The organism is Streptomyces sp. NPDC031225 (assembly GCF_055570355.1).
Genome location: NZ_JBVIHJ010000025.1, coordinates 134,565 through 151,838 on the forward strand (window position 1 = coordinate 134,565; position 17,274 = coordinate 151,838).

At 72.2% G+C, this 17,274-nt stretch carries 13 protein-coding genes; 2 read left to right on the plus strand and 11 right to left on the minus strand.

Features of this window, described 5'->3' with window-relative positions; all coding sequences use genetic code 11:
- The first annotated feature begins 86 nt into the window (after nucleotides 1-86).
- Entirely contained in the window at nucleotides 87-1,652 is a 1,566-nt protein-coding gene (locus ACZ48Z_RS34795) for a CocE/NonD family hydrolase (RefSeq protein ID WP_468739893.1), read from the plus strand.
- Nucleotides 1,653-1,821: 169 nt separating this feature from the next.
- On the opposite strand, the gene ACZ48Z_RS34800 is transcribed toward ACZ48Z_RS34795, so the two are convergent.
- The 10 genes from ACZ48Z_RS34800 to ACZ48Z_RS34845 form a co-directional block, all read right to left on the minus strand.
- On the minus strand, nucleotides 1,822-2,568 hold the full coding sequence (locus tag ACZ48Z_RS34800) for an amino acid ABC transporter ATP-binding protein (protein WP_468739894.1): 747 nt from the start codon (nucleotides 2,566-2,568) through the stop codon (nucleotides 1,822-1,824).
- A 124-nt stretch (nucleotides 2,569-2,692) separates the two neighbouring features.
- Nucleotides 2,693-3,100 carry a DUF6278 family protein gene (locus ACZ48Z_RS34805; RefSeq protein ID WP_468739895.1) on the minus strand — a complete coding sequence of 136 codons (408 nt, stop codon included), beginning with the start codon at nucleotides 3,098-3,100 and terminating at the stop codon, nucleotides 2,693-2,695.
- A 697-nt stretch (nucleotides 3,101-3,797) separates the two neighbouring features.
- The gene (locus ACZ48Z_RS34810; protein WP_468739896.1) at nucleotides 3,798-4,577 is read right to left on the minus strand and encodes an exodeoxyribonuclease III; all 780 of its coding nucleotides are present in this window, start codon (nucleotides 4,575-4,577) and stop codon (nucleotides 3,798-3,800) included.
- A gap of 30 nt (nucleotides 4,578-4,607) precedes the next feature.
- Entirely contained in the window at nucleotides 4,608-5,243 is a 636-nt protein-coding gene (locus ACZ48Z_RS34815; RefSeq protein ID WP_468739897.1) for an MBL fold metallo-hydrolase, read from the minus strand.
- A 33-nt stretch (nucleotides 5,244-5,276) separates the two neighbouring features.
- Nucleotides 5,277-6,569: a bifunctional 3-oxoadipate enol-lactonase/4-carboxymuconolactone decarboxylase PcaDC gene (gene pcaDC, locus ACZ48Z_RS34820; protein WP_468739929.1), complete on the minus strand. Its 1,293-nt coding sequence runs from the start codon at nucleotides 6,567-6,569 to the stop codon at nucleotides 5,277-5,279.
- 165 nt (nucleotides 6,570-6,734) lie between these two features.
- A complete protein-coding gene (locus ACZ48Z_RS34825; protein ID WP_468739898.1) occupies nucleotides 6,735-9,290 on the minus strand; it encodes an SWIM zinc finger family protein in 2,556 nt (851 codons plus the stop codon).
- The gene (locus ACZ48Z_RS34830; protein ID WP_468739899.1) at nucleotides 9,287-12,133 is read right to left on the minus strand and encodes a DEAD/DEAH box helicase; all 2,847 of its coding nucleotides are present in this window, start codon (nucleotides 12,131-12,133) and stop codon (nucleotides 9,287-9,289) included. The genes ACZ48Z_RS34825 and ACZ48Z_RS34830 overlap by 4 nt, the downstream gene beginning before the upstream one ends.
- Nucleotides 12,134-12,244: 111 nt before the next feature.
- Nucleotides 12,245-12,829, minus strand: coding sequence for a sugar kinase (locus ACZ48Z_RS34835; RefSeq protein ID WP_468739900.1), 585 nt, complete (start codon nucleotides 12,827-12,829; stop codon nucleotides 12,245-12,247).
- Nucleotides 12,826-13,971: an ROK family glucokinase gene (locus tag ACZ48Z_RS34840; protein WP_468739901.1), complete on the minus strand. Its 1,146-nt coding sequence runs from the start codon at nucleotides 13,969-13,971 to the stop codon at nucleotides 12,826-12,828. Before ACZ48Z_RS34840 ends, ACZ48Z_RS34835 begins: the two co-directional genes overlap by 4 nt.
- 116 nt (nucleotides 13,972-14,087) lie before the next feature.
- The gene (locus ACZ48Z_RS34845) at nucleotides 14,088-14,825 is read right to left on the minus strand and encodes a GntR family transcriptional regulator (RefSeq protein ID WP_468739902.1); all 738 of its coding nucleotides are present in this window, start codon (nucleotides 14,823-14,825) and stop codon (nucleotides 14,088-14,090) included.
- Between the two features lie 130 nt (nucleotides 14,826-14,955).
- On the opposite strand from ACZ48Z_RS34845, the gene ACZ48Z_RS34850 reads away from it, so the two are divergent.
- Nucleotides 14,956-15,978 (plus strand): Gfo/Idh/MocA family protein, encoded by a 1,023-nt coding sequence (locus ACZ48Z_RS34850; protein ID WP_468739903.1) that lies wholly within the window; start codon nucleotides 14,956-14,958, stop codon nucleotides 15,976-15,978.
- Nucleotides 15,979-16,046: 68 nt separating this feature from the next.
- On the opposite strand, the gene ACZ48Z_RS34855 is transcribed toward ACZ48Z_RS34850, so the two are convergent.
- Nucleotides 16,047-17,234 carry a cytochrome P450 family protein gene (locus ACZ48Z_RS34855; protein WP_468739904.1) on the minus strand — a complete coding sequence of 396 codons (1,188 nt, stop codon included), beginning with the start codon at nucleotides 17,232-17,234 and terminating at the stop codon, nucleotides 16,047-16,049.
- Nucleotides 17,235-17,274 lie beyond the last annotated feature (40 nt).

Genomic DNA, 17,274 nt, shown 5'->3' on the forward strand with positions numbered 1-17,274 from the left:
CACGTAACTTACCGACGGGTTACTTCCGGTAAGGCGCCGAGGTTACCGTCTGGTCACTTTGCATTGACACGAGTAGGGAGTGACCCGTGGGACACCCTCGCAAGGCCCTGCGTACGACCACCGTGGGCGCCGTCTCCGCCACCCTGATCGCCGGTGGCGCCCTCGGACTCGCCCCCACCGCCCAGGCGGCGGACGCCGTCCGCTTCGTCGACATCACCGGTGACGGCGGCACGGTGCTCAAGGCGAACGTCGTCACGCCCGCCGGTTCCGACGGCACACAGCGCTACCCGCTGCTGGTCCTGCCGACGAGCTGGGGCCTGCCCCAGGTCCAGTACCTCGCCCAGGCCCAGAAACTCGCGAACTCCGGTTACATCGTGGTCAGTTACAACGTCCGCGGCTTCTGGCAGTCGGGCGGGGAGATCGACGTGGCGGGACCCGCCGACACCGCCGACGCGTCCAAGGTGATCGACTGGGCACTCGCCAACACCCCGGCGGACGCCGGGCACATCGGCATGGTGGGTGTCTCGTACGGCGCCGGCATCAGCCTGCTCGCCGCCGCGCACGACAAGCGCGTCAAGGCCGTCGCCGCCCTCAGCGGCTGGGCCGACCTGATCGACTCGATCTACTCCGGCCGCACCCAGCACGTCCAGGCCAACGCCCTCCTCGACGGCGCGAGCCTGGTCACCGGCCGCCAGAGCGCCGAACTCCGGCAGATCTTCGACAACTTCTACGCGTCGAACCTGTCGAAGGAACAGGACATGATCAATTGGGGGAAGAAACGTTCGGTCGTCACATATGTGGACCAGCTAAACAAGAACGGCGCGGCGGTCATGATGGCCAACGCGTGGGGGGACACGATCTTCGCGCCCAACCAGTACGCCGACTTCTACGAGAAGCTGACCGGCCCGAAGAGACTGGAATTCCGTCCCGGTGACCACGCCACGGCCGAACTGACCGGACTGTTCGGCCTGCCCAACGACGTGTGGACCGACACCGGGCGCTGGTTCGACCACTATCTCAAGGGCGAGGACAACGGGATCAACCGCGAGGAGCCCGTCCAGCTCAAGTCCCGTTCCACCGGCGGCTATGAGGGCTATCCCGACTGGAAGTCCGTCGGTGCCACCCAGGAGAAGATCGCACTCCCGGGCACGACCACGATCCACACCAACGTCGACTCCGGCGCGGACGGCGGGATCATCTTCCTGTCCAGCATCCTCGACCAGATCGCCCAGGCTCCCCCGGTCGCCTCGATCCCGCTGCTGCCCCGCCGCTGGGCCGCCGTATGGCAGTCGGAGAAGTACGCGAGCGCCCAACAGGTGCGCGGTACCGCGAAGTTGCACACGACGGTGACTCCCACCAAGGAGAGCGGCACCCTCGTCGCGTATCTGTACGACGTGGGGCCGCTCGGCCTCGGCAAGCTGGTCTCCAACGCGCCGTACACCTTCCACGGGCAGACACCCGGGAAGCCGATCGACGTCGACCTGGAGCTGTTCTCCACGGCCTACGACGTCCCGGCAGGGCACCGGCTGGCCCTGGTGGTGGACACGGTCGACCCGCTCTACATCGAGCACAACCCGTCCGGCGCCCAGCTGACCTTCTCCTCGCCGGCGACCGACCCGTCGTACGTGTCGATTCCGCTGCGCGAGCAGTGATCTCCGGCCGGCGCCGGGCGGGTATGGCTCTGTGACTGCTGCCCCTACGGTTCCAGGGCCGTGGGGGGACCCCCACCCGGCAGCAGCGTCCCTGGGGGCTCGGTCGCCGTCACCGTGGGGGTGAGCGGACCATCGTAGTCGCGGCAAGAAGGCATGGCCGTCGCTCCTCTCAGTGCTTGAGGATCTTGGAGAGGAAGTCCCTGGCCCGCTCGCTGTCCGGGCTGGTGAAGAAGTCGCCGGGGGCGCGGTCCTCGACGATCCGGCCGTCGGCCATGAACACCACGCGGTGGGCGGCCGAGCGGGCGAAGCCCATCTCGTGGGTGACCACGACCATGGTCATGCCCTCACGGGCCAGTTGGCGCATGACCTCCAGGACCTCGTTGATCATCTCCGGGTCGAGGGCCGAGGTCGGCTCGTCGAACAGCAGGGCCTTGGGCTCCATGGCGAGGGCACGGGCGATGGCCACGCGCTGCTGCTGACCGCCGGACAGCTGGGCGGGGTACTTGTCGGCCTGGTCGGCGAGACCCACCCGGTCGAGGAGCTCGCGCGAACGCCGGTCGGCCTCGTCCTTCCCGCGCTTGCGGACCTTGACCTGCGCCAGAGAGACGTTCTGCAGAACCGTCTTGTGGGCGAACAGGTTGAAGGACTGGAAGACCATGCCGACCTCGGCACGGAGCTTCGCGAGAGCCTTGCCCTCCTCGGGCAGCGGCTGCCCGTCGAGCGTGATGGAACCGGACTTGATGGTCTCCAGGCGGTTGATCGTCCTGCAGAGCGTGGACTTGCCCGACCCCGAGGGGCCGATGACCACGACCACCTCCCCCTTGCCGACAGTGAGGTCGATGTCCTGCAGGACATGCAGCTCCCCGTAGTACTTGTTGACGTCACGCAGTTCGATCAACGGATCGACGACGGCCATGCCCAGCCCTACTCACTCTCAGCTGTGTCGGTCGCCGCAACCTATCGAGGCAGGATTGCACTTAAGGAACGACACGCACTTTTCGGGCATTAGCCGTATTTAAGTCGAAGCGGCGGCCAGGGATTCACTCCTCGGCAACCTCCGCGTACAGCTGGGACAACTCGGGCACCCCGCTCGCGGCCCACTCGTGCCCTGAGGCCACGACGTCGAACTCGCGCCCGGACTCCAGCCGGATCACCGGCTGGCCGTCCGACCGCAGATCCCAGGACGCACCGGGAACGGTCCGCACGATGACGGTGCCGAGATAGAGCCCGGCGTCGTTGCCGAGCCAGAGCAGGATCTCCTCGTCGTCCCGCCAGCCCGGCACCAGCTGGTCGAGCGCCTCCAACGAGGCCGCCGTGTCGTCGAGTCGGACACCCGAACGGGCCGCATGGGAACGCAAGAGCTCACACTCGGCGAGGAGTTCGGCGATGCCTTCGGGGTCGCGGGTCCCGGGCTGCTCGCTCCAGCCGCCCAGAAAAGGGATCTTCATACGCCCAGCGTGTCACTCACCCGGCCGCATGCACCACAGGCGCGCGGACCCTCGTTCCCGGGCGACTTCGCGCCGGCTTCGCGGATGGCACGTCGACCTGCCACCGATGCCGCCTTGGCCTCGCGAGGGGTTTTTCGTCGCTCATGGGCAGGTGAATCCGTCTGTCCCCCGAGTGTCCGGGGTGGCCCGGTGGTTCTCTATCCGCTCGCGCACGTGTGCCGGGCACGCGGTCCTGCGGGATCGGCTGCGACTCCTCCCGCTGGAACGGGACTTCGACAACACCGCGGTCGGCGACGACCCGGGGCGGCGGGCAGGAGGTGCGCGAGAGCGGACACGGGGACGCGCTCGGCTCGCCGTACCTGCTGACGGACGGGTGACCGGCGCCGCGGCCAACTGCACCGAAGGCGGCGGCACTGCCGTAGGTGAACATGCCTGTCGGTCAACTCGCCGAGAGGGCAGGGCTGTACGGCGTGACAGTGCCGATGGCCGGGGACCGCGGGGTGGCTTCGGTACGGCTGCCGGGGGCGCCCAGCGCTGCAGGTGTTCGAGCCCGTGGTCCGCCACCCGGCCCGCCCCCCACGTGTGCCGGCCGGGTACGGCGGCGGGGACCACCCGCATCCGGGAGACGCGGGTCGGCCGCGCTCGCGGAGTCGGTGGACCAGGTATCCGGCGCCGCTGTGAGCCCGGAGTGCGGCGGCTAGACCTCCAGGTCGACCACGACCGGCGCATGGTCGGAGGCGCCCTTGCCCTTGCGCTCCTCCCGGTCGACGTACGCGTCGCTGACGGCCTTCGCGAACGGCTCGTTGCCGTACACCAGGTCGATGCGCATGCCGCGGTTCTTGGGGAAGCAGAGCTGGCGGTAGTCCCAGTACGTGAACGGGTGGTCGTACTTGAGGGGCCGCGGGACCACGTCCGACAGGCCCGCCTCACGCAGGGCGGACAGGGCGGCACGCTCGGCCGGGGTGACGTGGGTGAGGCCCTCGAAGGCGGCCACGTCGTAGACGTCGTCGTCCGTCGGCGCCACGTTGTAGTCGCCCAGGACCGCGAAGGGGCGACTGCCCGCCGCGTCGCCCGCGACGGCGGCCCTGAGCGCCTCGAACCACTGGAGCTTGTACGCGTAGTGCGGGTGGTCGACCTCGCGGCCGTTGGGCACGTACACCGACCAGACGCGGACCGGGCCGCAGGTCGCGGAGATCGCGCGGGGCTCCGGGGCGCCGTCGTAACCGGGGTCGCCGGGCAGGCCCTTGACGACGTCCTCCAGACCCACCCGGGAGATCACCGCCACGCCGTTCCACCGGCCGGTCGCGTTCACCGCCGCCTCGTAGCCCGCGTCGCGCAGCTGGTCGAACGGGAACTGCTCCTCGGCGAGCTTGGCCTCCTGGAGGCACAGCACATCGGTGCCGGTGCTCTCCAGCCAGGCCAGCAGCCTCGGGAGACGAGCGGTGATCGAGTTGACGTTCCAGGTCGCGATGCGCATGCCTGACAACCTACCGGGCGGCACTGACACTCACAGTGCCGTGCTCTCCCCCGGTGCCAGACGCAGGTGCTCGGCGCCGCCGAGGGCGCCGATCTGGTTGTCGTAGATCGGGCGGGCGAGGTCGGTGAGGAGGGCGTCGTGGATGTCGTAGGCGCGCTGCGGCCTGACCTCGCGCACGTAGTCGATGACCTCGGAGATCTTGCTCCAGGGGGCCATGACGGGGAGCATCAGCGTCTCGACGGCATGGTCGGGGACGGTGAGGGCGTCGCCGGGGTGGAAGACCTTGCCGCCGTCGACGAGGTAGCCGACGTTGGTGATGCGCGGGATGTCCGGGTGGATCACCGCGTGCAGTTCGCCGTGGACCTGCACCTCGAAGCCGGCGGCGGTGAAGGTGTCGCCGTGGCCGACGGTGTGCACGCGGCCCGGGAAGGCGGCCGAGATCTTCTCGGCGACCGACCTCAGCGTCCAGATCTCGGCGGCCGGGTTGGCGTCCAGGGCCGTCCGCAGCCGCTCCTCGTTGAAGTGGTCGAGGTGCTCGTGCGTGACGAGGATCGCGTCGGCGCCGAGGGCGGCGTCCTCCTCGCTGAAGGTCCCGGGGTCGAGGACGAGCGTCTGTCCGTCCTTCTCCAGGCGGACGCAGGCATGCGACTTCTTCGTGAGCTTCATGGGTCCATCCTGCCTCTGTGACGGGCGGCGGGTTCAGTCGGTGGGGGTGGTCTCCTCGCGGATGACCTGCTGGGCCACCTTGAACGCGCTGTTGGCCGCCGGGACACCGCAGTACACGGCCGCCTGGAGGAGCACTTCCTTGATCTCGGAAGGGGTGAGGCCGTTGCGCAGGGCGGCCCGGGTGTGGAACGCGAGCTCGTCCAGGTGTCCGCCCGCGACCAGGGCGGTGAGGGTGACACAGCTGCGCGAGCGGCGGTCGAGACCGGGCCGGTCCCAGACCTCGCCCCAGGCGTAGCGGGTGAGGAGCTCCTGGAAGTCGCCGGAGAACTCGTCGGCCTGCGCCAGCGCCCGGTCCACGTGCGCGTCGCCGAGCACCTCGCGGCGGACCTTGATGCCGGCGTCGTACGGGTCGGGCCGCCCCGGGCCCTGTGGCGGTTCCACGACGGCCGGGGCGATCTCGGCGATCGGCACCGGCTGCGGCGGCGCGGTCGTCAGGACCGGCATGAGCGGGACCGCGGGGATCGCGGTCTGGCCGGTGGCCGAGTCGAAGGCGGGCTGCCAGGCGGTGGAGAAGTGTCTGACCAGGAGGTCGGTGACGGCGGCGGGCTGCTCGACCGGCACCAGGTGGGAGGCGCCGGGCACGACGGCGAGCCGGGCGTCCGGGATGCCCGCGACCAGGGTGCGGGCCTCGGCCGGGCCGGTGACCTGGTCGTCGGAGCCGGCGAGGACCAGGGTCGGCACGCCGACGCTCGCCAGGTCGGCCCGTACGTCGAACGCGGCGAGCGCCTCGCAGGCCGCGATGTAGCAGCCGGGGTCGGTGGTGCGCACCATCTGCACGGCCCATTCGGTGATCGCGGGCTGGGCGGCGGCGAACCCCGAGGTGAACCAACGGTCGGGCGATGTACGGGCGATGGGATCGAGCCCGTTCGTCCGTACGATCACCCCGCGCTGCCGGAACTCGTCCGCCGTACCGAAGCGGGGCGAGGCGGCGATCAGCGCGAGGGAGGCGAGCCGCTCCGGGTGGCGCAGAGCCAGCTCCAGGCCGACCGCACCGCCCAGCGCGCAGCCCGCGTAACCGAAGCGCTGCACGCCGAACTGGTCCAGCGTGGCGAGCAGCCGGTCGGTGAGGTCGCCGACGGAGCCCACCGGGTAGGCGTGCGCGCCGCCGTGCCCCGGCAGGTCGAACCGGAAGACGCGCCAGTGCTTGACCAGGTCGGGGACCTGGCGATCCCACATGTGCCAGGTCGTGCCGAGCGAGGGACCGAGGATGAGGACCGGGGCGTCGTCCGGGCCGTCGAAGCGGTACTGGAGGGCGGGGGTCTTCATCTCAGTCACGTCCAGCACGCTCTCACATCTCACCCATTCCCACGCCCTTGGGTCGCAGCCCCACGCAAGCCGTCCCACACTGTGGCGACTTGGCGAAGATCCTCCACGGCACGCTTCACATGCCGTCTGTCGCGGGGGACGGGGTCCTGACGGGCACAGGCGGTGTCAGAGGTCGTTCGGTGTGCCCAGGCCCGTGAGGGCGCCCACGGGGTCCAGGTCCGGGGTGCCCCGGGGCCACCAGTCGTCGTGGCCCGGTTCGGACTCGTAGGCGTACCACAGGCCGTCGCGGCCCAGGCGGAGCTGGACATGGCCGCGGGGGTGGGTGAGGTGGTTGTGCCGGGGACGGAAGGCGGGGAGGTCGGCGGCGAGGAGCAGGGGCCGGGCACGGTCGAAGCGGCCGGCCGGCGGGTCCCAGGGCTCCTCCAGGACGGCGAGGCCTTCGAGGCCGCCCTGACGCCAGGCGGCGACCGCGCGGGCCAGGTCGGCCGGGGTGTGACCGGTGGCGGCGGCCAGGGAGGCGTACAGGGCCCGGGTGCCCGCGGTGAGTCCGGAACCGGGGCGGGCGGCGGCGAGCCGTACCGCGTCCTGCCACAGGGTCAGTTCGCCGACGGGGTCCCGGCCGGTGCCGAGCAGGGCGTGGGCGCGGGCGGCCGCGTCGGTGGCCAGCTGGTCCAGGGCGAAGGGGTCGGGGCCGCCCGGGGACGCGGGGTACGCCGGTGGCTGCTCCGGGTGTGCGGGAACCGGCAAGGGAGCCGGGAGCGGTGGGAGCCTGCGGGACGCGAGGGCTTCACTGGCCCGTACGCCCGGCAGCGGGGCCGGCTCCTTCTCCTGCGCCGCGCGTGCCGCGCGGGCCGCGCTGAGGCGGGACAGGGCGTCGAGCAGTTCGCGTTCGCCCCGGCCGCGCAGCAGGAGCAGGACGAACGGGTCGGCGTCGAGCAGGCGCGCGGTCTGGTAGCAGAGGGCTGCGGCGTGCTTGCAGGGATGGCCGCGGTCGGGGCAACTGCACTGCGGTTCGAGGTCACCCGGGCCGGGGAGCAACGGCACTCCGCACTCCGCCAGCGACTGGGGCATCTCCTTGTCGAGCAGTGCGGCGATGTGTCCGGTCCGGTCCGCGGCGAGGTCCAGGAACCGGTCCCAGTCGACGTCGCCGAGTGTCCGCAACCGCACCTGCACGCGGTACGGCCGCGGGCGGCTGCCCTGCACGTAGGCGAGGACGAGTCCCGGCGTCACGGTGATCGCGTCCACATGTCCCCGCTCGGCGTAGCCCCGGCCCCGTGCCAGCCGTTGGGCGTCCAGCGCGCCCTCCTCCAACGCGGTGACCCAGGCGTTGCCCCACCAGGTGGCGGCGAAGCGGGCGTCCTCCGAGGAGCGAGGGGGGAAGGCGGGGAAGGTGCGGCGCAGTTCGTTGTCCCGGTTGGGGGCCGCCATGGAGTGGGGGCGGTGGGAGGTGGACGGGGCGAGTGACGGGGGCGCGAGGGCCGGGGAGAGCCAGTTCTGGTCGACGTCGGCGTCGGTGTCGGCGTCCGCGGGCGTCTCTTCGGGCGGGGGCGGTGTGGTGGGCCGGGTGCCGAGGCGGTTGGCGGTGTCGGTTCGGCCGGTGGGGCCGGGGTCCAGGGGGCTGTCGCCGGAAGCGGGTGCCCCCGGGGTGGAACTCCCTTGGTGCGTAACGTCGTTGCCCTCGGGGTCCTCCCATGGCGGGGCCGCGTCGTCAGGCATCCGGAAGGCGTCGGCCAGCAGCTCCCGCACATCACGCGCGCGGCCTCCGACGGCTGGACGCGTGGTTCGGCTTCGGTCTCCGGTCGCGGACGCGGGTCCGGTCCGGGTCGGGGTGGTACGACGCGACCGGTGGGCGAGTGCGGCCTCGGCTTCGGCGGCAGCCTCGTCGGCCCTCCTCCTGCGTGCAGCGCGCAGCGCTTCGCGGGCGGCATCCCCAGGGCGCGCGTCGGGACGTCCGGGCTCATCCTCGTGGTGAGCCGCAGCGGGCACCTGTGCCTCGGCGGCCTGATCCGCGTCCTTGCTCGTCGAGCCGACGGAGGCAACGGATTCGGCGCCGTCCGCCGTCCCGTCGGCCCGGCCTGTGGCATCGGCCCCCTCTGCGACGGAGCCACTCCGGGCGGCGACGGCTCCCCGCAGGGCCGCGCGAGCCGCGTCACCGGGGCGCGACTCGGCCGGGGCGGGAGCGGCGGTCGTGGTCGTGGTCGTGGTCGTGGCAGTCACGGTGTCCTCGGGGACCGCCGCTTGCTCCATGTCCTGCCCGCCGGGCATCCCGGGCGGATCGGCTTGTCCGTCGGCCGCCGCACCCGGCGCAGCGGCGTCTCCGCTCACCCGGTGAGCCGTCGCCTCAGCAGCCGTGCCCCCCGTCTTCCCGCCCACCGCGAGGCTCCCAGGCTCCTCCACGCCAGGACTGCCGACGCCCTCGGCCGCGAGGCTTCCCGCTGCCTCTGTCCCACCCTCTTTCCCAAGCCTGCCGACCCCCTCGATCTCAGGGCCCGCCGCTTCCCCAACTCCGAAACCACCGGCCTCGGCAGCAACTCCCGCCACCGAGCGGCCCCCCGCGCCCCACACCCCGGATGCGCCCGCCTCCGGTGCGTCCCCGTTCTCCGCCTCGCGCTCCGCCCCCGTGGCCGGTGCCTCGTCCGTGTCCCCCGTCGCCCCCTGTCCGGCCCGCTCCCGGGCCGCCCGCAGGGCCCGGCGGGCCTCGTCGGCGGGGCCCGGGCTCATGACGGCCTCCGGAGGGAGACCAGGTCGGACAGCTCGTGGTCCGTGAGTTCCGTGAGGGCGGACTCGCCGGAGCCGAGGATGGCGTCGGCGAGGGCGCGCTTGGCTTCGAGCATCTCGGCGATGCGGTCCTCCACGGTGCCCTCGGTGATCAGGCGGTGGACCTGGACGGGCTGGGTCTGTCCGATGCGGTAGGCCCGGTCGGTGGCCTGCTCCTCGACGGCCGGGTTCCACCAGCGGTCGAAGTGGACGACATGGCCCGCACGGGTGAGGTTGAGGCCGGTGCCCGCGGCCTTCAGGGACAGCACCAGGACCGGGATCGCACCGCTCTGGAAGCGGTCCACCATGCGTTCCCGCTCCGGCACCGGCGTACCGCCGTACAACAGATCCACCGGCACCGCACGGGCCGCGAGGTGGGCGGTGATCAGGCGGGCCATTCCCACGTACTGCGTGAAGACGATGGCTGATCCGTCCTCCGCGAGGAGGGTGTCCAACAGCTCGTCCAGCAGGGCCAGTTTGCCGGAACGGGCGACCAGCCGCTCACCGGCCGCCGCGGGGACCTCCTCCTTCAGGTACAGGGCGGGGTGGTCGCAGATCTGCTTGAGCGCGCCGAGCAACTTCAGCACCAGGCCCCTGCGCGCGATGCCCTCGGCCGTCTCGATCGCCAGCATCGACTCGCGCACCACCGCCTCGTACAACGAGGCCTGTTCGCGCGTGAGCGGGACCGGATGGTCCGTCTCCGTCTTGGGCGGCAGCTCGGGGACGATGCCGGGGTCGGACTTCTTCCGGCGCAGGAGGAAGGGGCGGACGAGCCTCGCCAGCCTGGTGACCGCCTCCTCGTCCTCGCCGTTCTCCACGGCGCGCGCGTGCCGGGCGCGGAAGGACTTCAGGGGGCCGAGGAGACCGGGGGTCGTCCAGTCGAGCAGCGCCCACAGCTCCGAGAGGTTGTTCTCCACCGGGGTACCGGTGAGGGCGACGCGTGCGGGCGTCGGGATGGTGCGCAGGGCCTTGGCGGTCGCCGAGTACGGGTTCTTGACGTGCTGGGCCTCGTCCGCGACGACCATGCCCCAGGACTGCTCGGCGAGCCGCGCGGCCGCCGCCCGCATGGTGCCGTACGTGGTGAGGACGAAACCGCCGTCGAGGTCTTCCAGGCTGCGCTCCGGGCCGTGGAAGCGGCGCACGGGGACGCCGGGCGCGAACCGGTTGATCTCCCGCTGCCAGTTGCCCAGCAGGGAGGCGGGGCAGACCACCAGGGTCGGTTCGCGGCGCTCGCGGCGCAGGTGCAGGGCGATGACGGTGATGGTCTTGCCGAGCCCCATGTCGTCGGCGAGGCAGCCGCCGAGGCCGAGGGAGGTCATGAGGTCCAGCCAGGCCAGGCCGCGGAGTTGGTAGTCGCGGAGCGTGGCGTGCAGGCCCGGGGGCGGTTCGGCGGGGCGTACGCCGGCCGTCAGGCGGTCGCGCAGGGCGGCGAGCGCACCGACGGGCACCGCCTCCACCGTCTCTCCGTCGACCTCCGCGCTGCCGGTGAGGGCGACGGAGAGCGCGTCGACCGGGTCGAGCAGGCCCAGTTCGCGCTTGCGGGCCTTGCGGACGAGGGCGGGGTCGACGAGCACCCACTGGTCCTTGAGGCGTACGACGGGCCGGTGGGCCTCGGCCAGCGCGTCCATCTCGGCCTCGCTGAGCGGGTCGCCGCCGAGCGCCAACTGCCAGCGGAACTGCAGCAGTTCCTCGCTCTCGAAGAAACCGGTGCCGTCGGTCGCCGAGCCCGGGGCGGACCGGACCACCGCCGCCGCCGTCAGGTCCTGCGCGAGGTCCCGCGGCCAGTGCACCGCCACTCCGGCCGCCGCGAGGCGGGGCGCCGCGACGCCGAGGAGGTCGCCCAACTCCTCGTCGGACAGGGCCAGTACGTCGGGCACGTCCTGTTCGGATAGCCGGTCAAGCGGCGGCCAGACCCGGGCGGCGCGCCGCACCGCGAGAGCGGCGTCCACGCGTGCGCGTGGTCCGAAGACGGCGTCGGCGTCCCCCGCCCACAGGGCCGCCGCGTCGGTCACCAGGGTCGGGTCGGCGAGGCTGTGCACCTGGACGATCGCGGCGCCCGCGCTGCGCACGCCGTCGGCTTCGGCGTTGAACAGGTTGTACGCCGACAGGTCCAGCCGCAGCGAGATCCGCACGCCCGCGTCCATGCCGGCGGCGACCTCAGCGGCCCAGTCGTGGGCGTGCGGCAGCCGCTGTGGGGCGCGGGCCGCGAAGGGCTTGCCGGAGGCGAACGGGGCGGCCGGGGTGCGGGGCAGGGTGTCCGCGACGGCGTCCAGGAAGGACCGCATCAGCGCTTCCGGTTCGGGCAGCCGGAGCGGGCCCGGGCCGGGCAGCGGGACCGCATGGCCCTCGTGGGGCAGGGCGGCGGCGATCGCGCGCAGGTGGGCGATGTCCTGCGGGTCCAGCGGCCCTGCCCGCCAGGCGTCGTGGCCGGTGGCGGTCAGCCCGGGCAGCAGCCGGCCACGGGCCGTGAGCCGCAGTGCGTGCAGGGCTGCCGCGCCCCAGCAGGCGGTGGCGGGGTGGGCGGCCGGGTCGCGCCGGGCCCGGACCAGGAGCGGCAGGGCCTCGCCGAGCGGGAGCGAGAACGCCGGGGTGGTCCGCCGCCGGACTCCGGCGCCGTGCGGTCGTACGACGGTGAGCTCGGCGTGTTCGGTGCCCTCGGCGGGCAGGGGCGCGCCGTCGGGGTCCCAGAACGCGATCCGGCCCTCACGCGGAAGGGGCGCGGGCAGGAAGACCGCGGCGAGCCGGACGGAGACGGTCTCCCCGCGCCGCTCGCCTGTGTGCTCGGCCACCATGGCCCCGTCGTTCATACGTCCTGTCACCTCCAGCCCGTGTGTCGGATCAGTCGTCCTCGACTCTACGGGCGGGGTCTGACAATCGGCTCCGGCGACGGGCCGGGGCCCACTCGGCGGAGCGCCCGGTCACGGAACGGTGCGCGAGACGACGTAGACCTTCGGGGCGTTCGGCACGGTCAGGTTGACCATGATGTCCTGGGTGGGTGCCGGGTCCTTCTGCGCGTGGGTCAGGCCCCACCAGGAGCGGGGGCCGTCGAACCGCCAGCCGCTGATCTTCTGGTCGCGCTCGCTGATGGAGACGTCGTTCTTCTTCAGCTGGGCGCGGCTGACGCCCATGGCGGTGAGGAAGGCGGCCAGGCCGGCGTCGGTCGTCCGGAACTGGACGTAGAGGCGGCTGGTCTTCCAGTTGTTGGTCTCGTAGGAGGCGACCAGGTCCGCGGGGTGCGGGACGGGCACCTGGTAGAGGCGGCGCTGGACCTTGGACGGCCAGTCGGGGGTGAGGCCCGTCGCCGAGTACTTCGCCTCCTTGTCCTTGCCGCTGTTGCGGCTCTGGTTGGCGGAGATCACCAGATAGCCGGCCGGGACGCCGATGAGGAGACCGATGATGAGCAGGGTGATCGCCCTGCGGCGGATCATGTGGCGGCGGTCCTCGGGGGGCCGCTCCGGCTCGCCCGGGGACCTGGTGGCCTGGCGGGGCAGGGATGCCGTCATGCGGTGTCCCGGGACGTTCGGCGGGCCTCCACGTACCGCTCGTAGCGCTCGTGCCGCTCAACCCGGCGCCGGTTGGCGCGCCGGAACCGGCGGGCGACCAGACGGGCGAGGTCGGCGGCGCCGACCATGCCGGCCTCGGGACCCAGCTGGGCACGGGCGATACGGGCCTCGGGGCGGTAGCCGCGGCCGGTGAGCTGGCGCTTGAACGCGTCCCGCGCGGGGCCGATCAGCAGGTCGTCGGCCGCGCTGACGCCACCGCCGATGACGAAGCAGGACGGGTCGAGGGCTGCGGCGAGGTTGGCGATGCCGACGCCGAGCCACTGCCCGATGTCCTGGAGCAGCTCGATGCACATCGCGTCGCCCTCGCGGGCCAGCTCGGTGATCATCGGGCCGGTGATGTCGTCGATGTTGCCCTTGACGTGCTCGATGATCCCGTACGCCACCGGGGAGTCGGCGGCGGCCAGCTCCCTGGCCTCCCTGACCAGCGCGTTGCCGGAGCTGTACTGCTCCCAGCAGCCGCGGTTGCCGCACGGGCAGCGGTGGCCGCCGGGGACGACCTGCATGTGGCCGAACTCGCCGGCGACGCCGTACTTGCCGCGCTTGACCTGGCCGTCCTCCAGGATCGCGCCGCCGATGCCGGTGCCGAGCGTGATCATGACGAGGTGGTCCTCGCCGCGGCCCGCGCCGAAGCGCCACTCGGCCCAGGCGGCGGTGTTGGCGTCGTTGTCGACCAGGACCGGCACGGCGAGGCGGCCGGCGATGCGGTCCCGCAGCGGCTCGTTGCGCCAGGACAGGTGCGGGGCGAACAGGATCCGGTTGCGGTCGGCGTCGACCCAGCCGGCCGCGCCGATGCCCACCGCGTGCACGTCGTGGCGGTCGGACAGGTCCAGGACCAGTTCGACGATGGTGTCCTCGACGACCTTGGGGCTCTTGGACTTGTCCGGGGTCTCCGTGCGGACCTTCTCCAGGATGTTGCCGTCGGCGTCGACGACACCCGCCATGACCTTGGTGCCACCGATGTCGATGCCCACCGTCGGCACGCGCGGTGCGGTCAGGTGTGAGCGGCGTTCCCTCGTGCCGACGGTGCGGAGCGCAGGCGCGCGGGAGCCTATGGGGGCGCTGAAGTTGCCGTAGGTGCTCATCGGCCCTGATTCTGCCGCACGCTCACGCTGGGTGCCGAGCGGGGGAGCAAAGGGGGGTGCGCGATTCGCTGCCGAGTGCGGGTACGTGGGGGCTGAGCGCGCAGGTCCCCGCGCCCCTAAGGCCGGACCAGTAGCTGGAATTCGAATGAGTAGCGAGTCGGGCGATATGTATGTGTGCCGTATTCGACTGCTCTGCCTGTGTCGTCGAAGGTCACGCGTTGCATGGTGAGCAGGGGGGCGCCCGCCTCCTCGGTGAGGCGTTCGGCCTCGGTCTCCGTGGCCGCGCGGGCGCCGATGGACTGGCGGGCGCTGTGGAGCGTGATGCCCGCCGCTCGCATCATGCGGTACAGGCCCGTCGCCTCCAGCTGGGCGGTGTCCAGGTCGAGGAGGGCCGGGGGCAGGTAGTTGCACAGGTACGCCATCGGCTCGCCGTGCGCCAGCCGCAGCCGCTCCACCCGGTGCACGTCGCTGCCCTCGGCGACGCCGAGCGCCGCGGCGATCTCGGCGGTGGCCGTGACGACGGTGTTGACGAGGACCTTGGTCGCGGGGCGCTGGCCGGCCGCCTCCAGGTCGTCGTAGAGGCTGCTGAGCTCCAGCGGGCGCTTGACCTGGCTGTGCACGACCTGGGTGCCGACCCCACGGCGGCGCACGAGCAGACCCTTGTCGACGAGCGACTGGATGGCCTGGCGGACGGTGGGCCGGGACAGCCCGAGCCGGCCGGCGAGCTCGATCTCGTTGCCCAGCAGGCTGCCGGGAGTGAGCGTTCCGTGCTCGATCGCGGCTTCCAGTTGCTGGGACAACTGGAAGTACAACGGCACCGGACTGCTCCGGTCGACACTGAGCTCGAGTGTCACAGTCGGGTCTACTTCTGGTTTCGGCACGGGAGCGAGCGTAGCTCCGTGCGTTGTTGACGGGAAGTCGTGTAGTTCGGTTGTCCGGACATACTGATTGACAGCGCGGGGGCTGCGCCCACATTTTGTTCACATGCGCATCGGGGTCATAGGGACGGGCCGCATCGGCACCATTCATGCGAACACGCTCAGCCGCCATCGGGAGGTCGGTTCCTTAATAGTCACGGACGCGAACGGCGCACGGGCCCAGGAGCTCGCGCAGCGCCTCGGGGAGACCGCCGCCCCGGGTGTCGACGAGATCTTCAAGTGGGGCGTCGACGCCGTGGTGATCACCACGGCGACCTCGGCCCACGCCGAGCTCATCGGCCGGGCGGCGCGCTCGGGGCTGCCGGTGTTCTGCGAGAAGCCCATCGCGCTCGACCTGCCCGGCACCCTGCAGGCCATCGCCGAGGTGGAGACCGCCGGGACGGTTCTCCAGATGGGTTTCCAGCGCCGCTTCGACACCGGCTACGCGGGCGCCCGGGAGGCGGTGCGCTCGGGCCGGCTCGGACGGCTGCACACCGTGCGCGCGCTGACCTCCGACCAGGCGCCGCCGCCGGTCGAGTGGCTGCCGCTGTCCGGCGGGCTGTACCGGGACACCCTGATCCACGACTTCGACATCCTGCGCTGGGTGACCGGGCACGAGGTCGTCGACGTGTACGCCGCCGGGTCCGACGCCGGTCCGCCGATGTTCCGGGCCGCCGGCGACGTCGACACCGCGGCGGCCCTGCTCACGCTCGACGACGGGACCCTCGCGACGGCCACGGCGACACGGCTGAACGGGGCCGGGTACGACGTGCGCATGGAGCTCGCCGGCGAGCTGGACCAAATCGTGGTGGGCCTGGACGACCGGACGCCCATCGCGTCCACCGAGCCCACCGGGCCACCCGCGGCGGACAAACCGTGGAAGGGGTTCCTGGAGCGCTTCGGACCGGCGTACGAGGCCGAGCTGGCCGCGTTCATCGAGGTGGTCCGGGGTGAGCGAGCGAACCCCTGCGACGGGCGTGAGGCGTTGCAGGCGCTGCGGATCGCCGAGGCCTGCGAGGTGTCCCGGCGGGAGCACCGGGCCGTGCGGCTGGCGGAGATCCCGGGCGCCGCGAGCGCGTCCGCGTTCTGAACGCGCCGAGCCGTGGCACGGGGTCGCCGGGCCCTACCCGCTGAGCCGTGGCACGTGGTCGCCGGGCCCTACCACCGCACCGGCAGACTCCTCACTCCCCTGATCAGCATCCCCGGGAGCCACTCCCCCGGCGGGCCGTCGAGTGCGAGGCCGGGGGTGCGCTCCAGGAGGGTCCGTATCGCCGTGCGGGCCTCCAGGCGGGCCAGTGGGGCGCCCAGGCAGTAGTGGATGCCGTGGCCGAAGGCGAGGTGGCCGCGGGGCTCGCGGCGGATGTCGAAGCGGTCCGGGGCGGGGTAGCGGGAGTCGTCGCGGTCGGCCGCGCTCAGGCAGATCATCACCGGGTCGCCCCTGTCCACGGCCCGTCCCGCGATCTCCAGGGGCTCGACGGCGTACCGGAACGTCGCGTTCTCCACCGGGCCCTCGTAGCGCAGCGCTTCCTCGACCGTGCCGTCGATCAGGCTCATGTCGGCGCGCAGGGAGGCGAGTTGGCCGGGGTGGGTGAGCAGGGCGTGCACGGCGTTGGTGATGAGGTTGACCGTGGTCTCGTGGCCTGCGATCAGCAGGAGGAAGGCCATGCCGCGCAGTTCCGTCACGGAGAGCCGGTCGCCGTCCTCGGCGGTGGTGCGGATGAGGTCGCCGAGCAGGTCGTCGCTCGGTCCCGCGCAGCGCTTGTCCTCGATGAGTGCGGTCAGGTACTCGCCGAGGCGCAGGACGGCGTCGTAGGAGCTCTCGGGGTCGGTGGGTGCCACGACCTCCGTGGACAGCTTGCGGAACTCCGTGCGGTCCATCTCGGGCACGCCGAGGAGCTCGCAGATCACGGTGATCGGCAACGGGTAGGCGAGGGAATGCACCAGGTCGGCGCGGCCGTGCGGCAGCATCGTGTCGAGGAGGTCGTCGGTGATCTCCTGGATCCTGGGCCGCAGTTGCTCCACCCGGCGCATGGTGAAGGCACGGGAGACGAGGCCGCGCAGCCGGGTGTGCTCGGGCGGGTCGCTGCCGAGCAGATGACGGCCGATCAGCGCCTCGTCGTCGAACACCATGCCGATCCGGCGGCCGTCCTTGGACAGCCTCGGGTCGGCGAGTGCGGCCCGCGCCTCCTCGTGTCCGACGACGAGCCAGGTCGAGTAGTCGGCACGGGAGCCGGGCGGTCGCACCCGGTGGACGGGGCCGAGGGCGCGCAGCTCGGCGTACACGGGGTGCGGGTCGGCGCGGAACGCCTCGCCGTACCCGCCGAGATCGATCACTTCGTCAGCCATGAAAGCTTCCCCCTTCACACCGTCAACGCGCGCGGGCGCT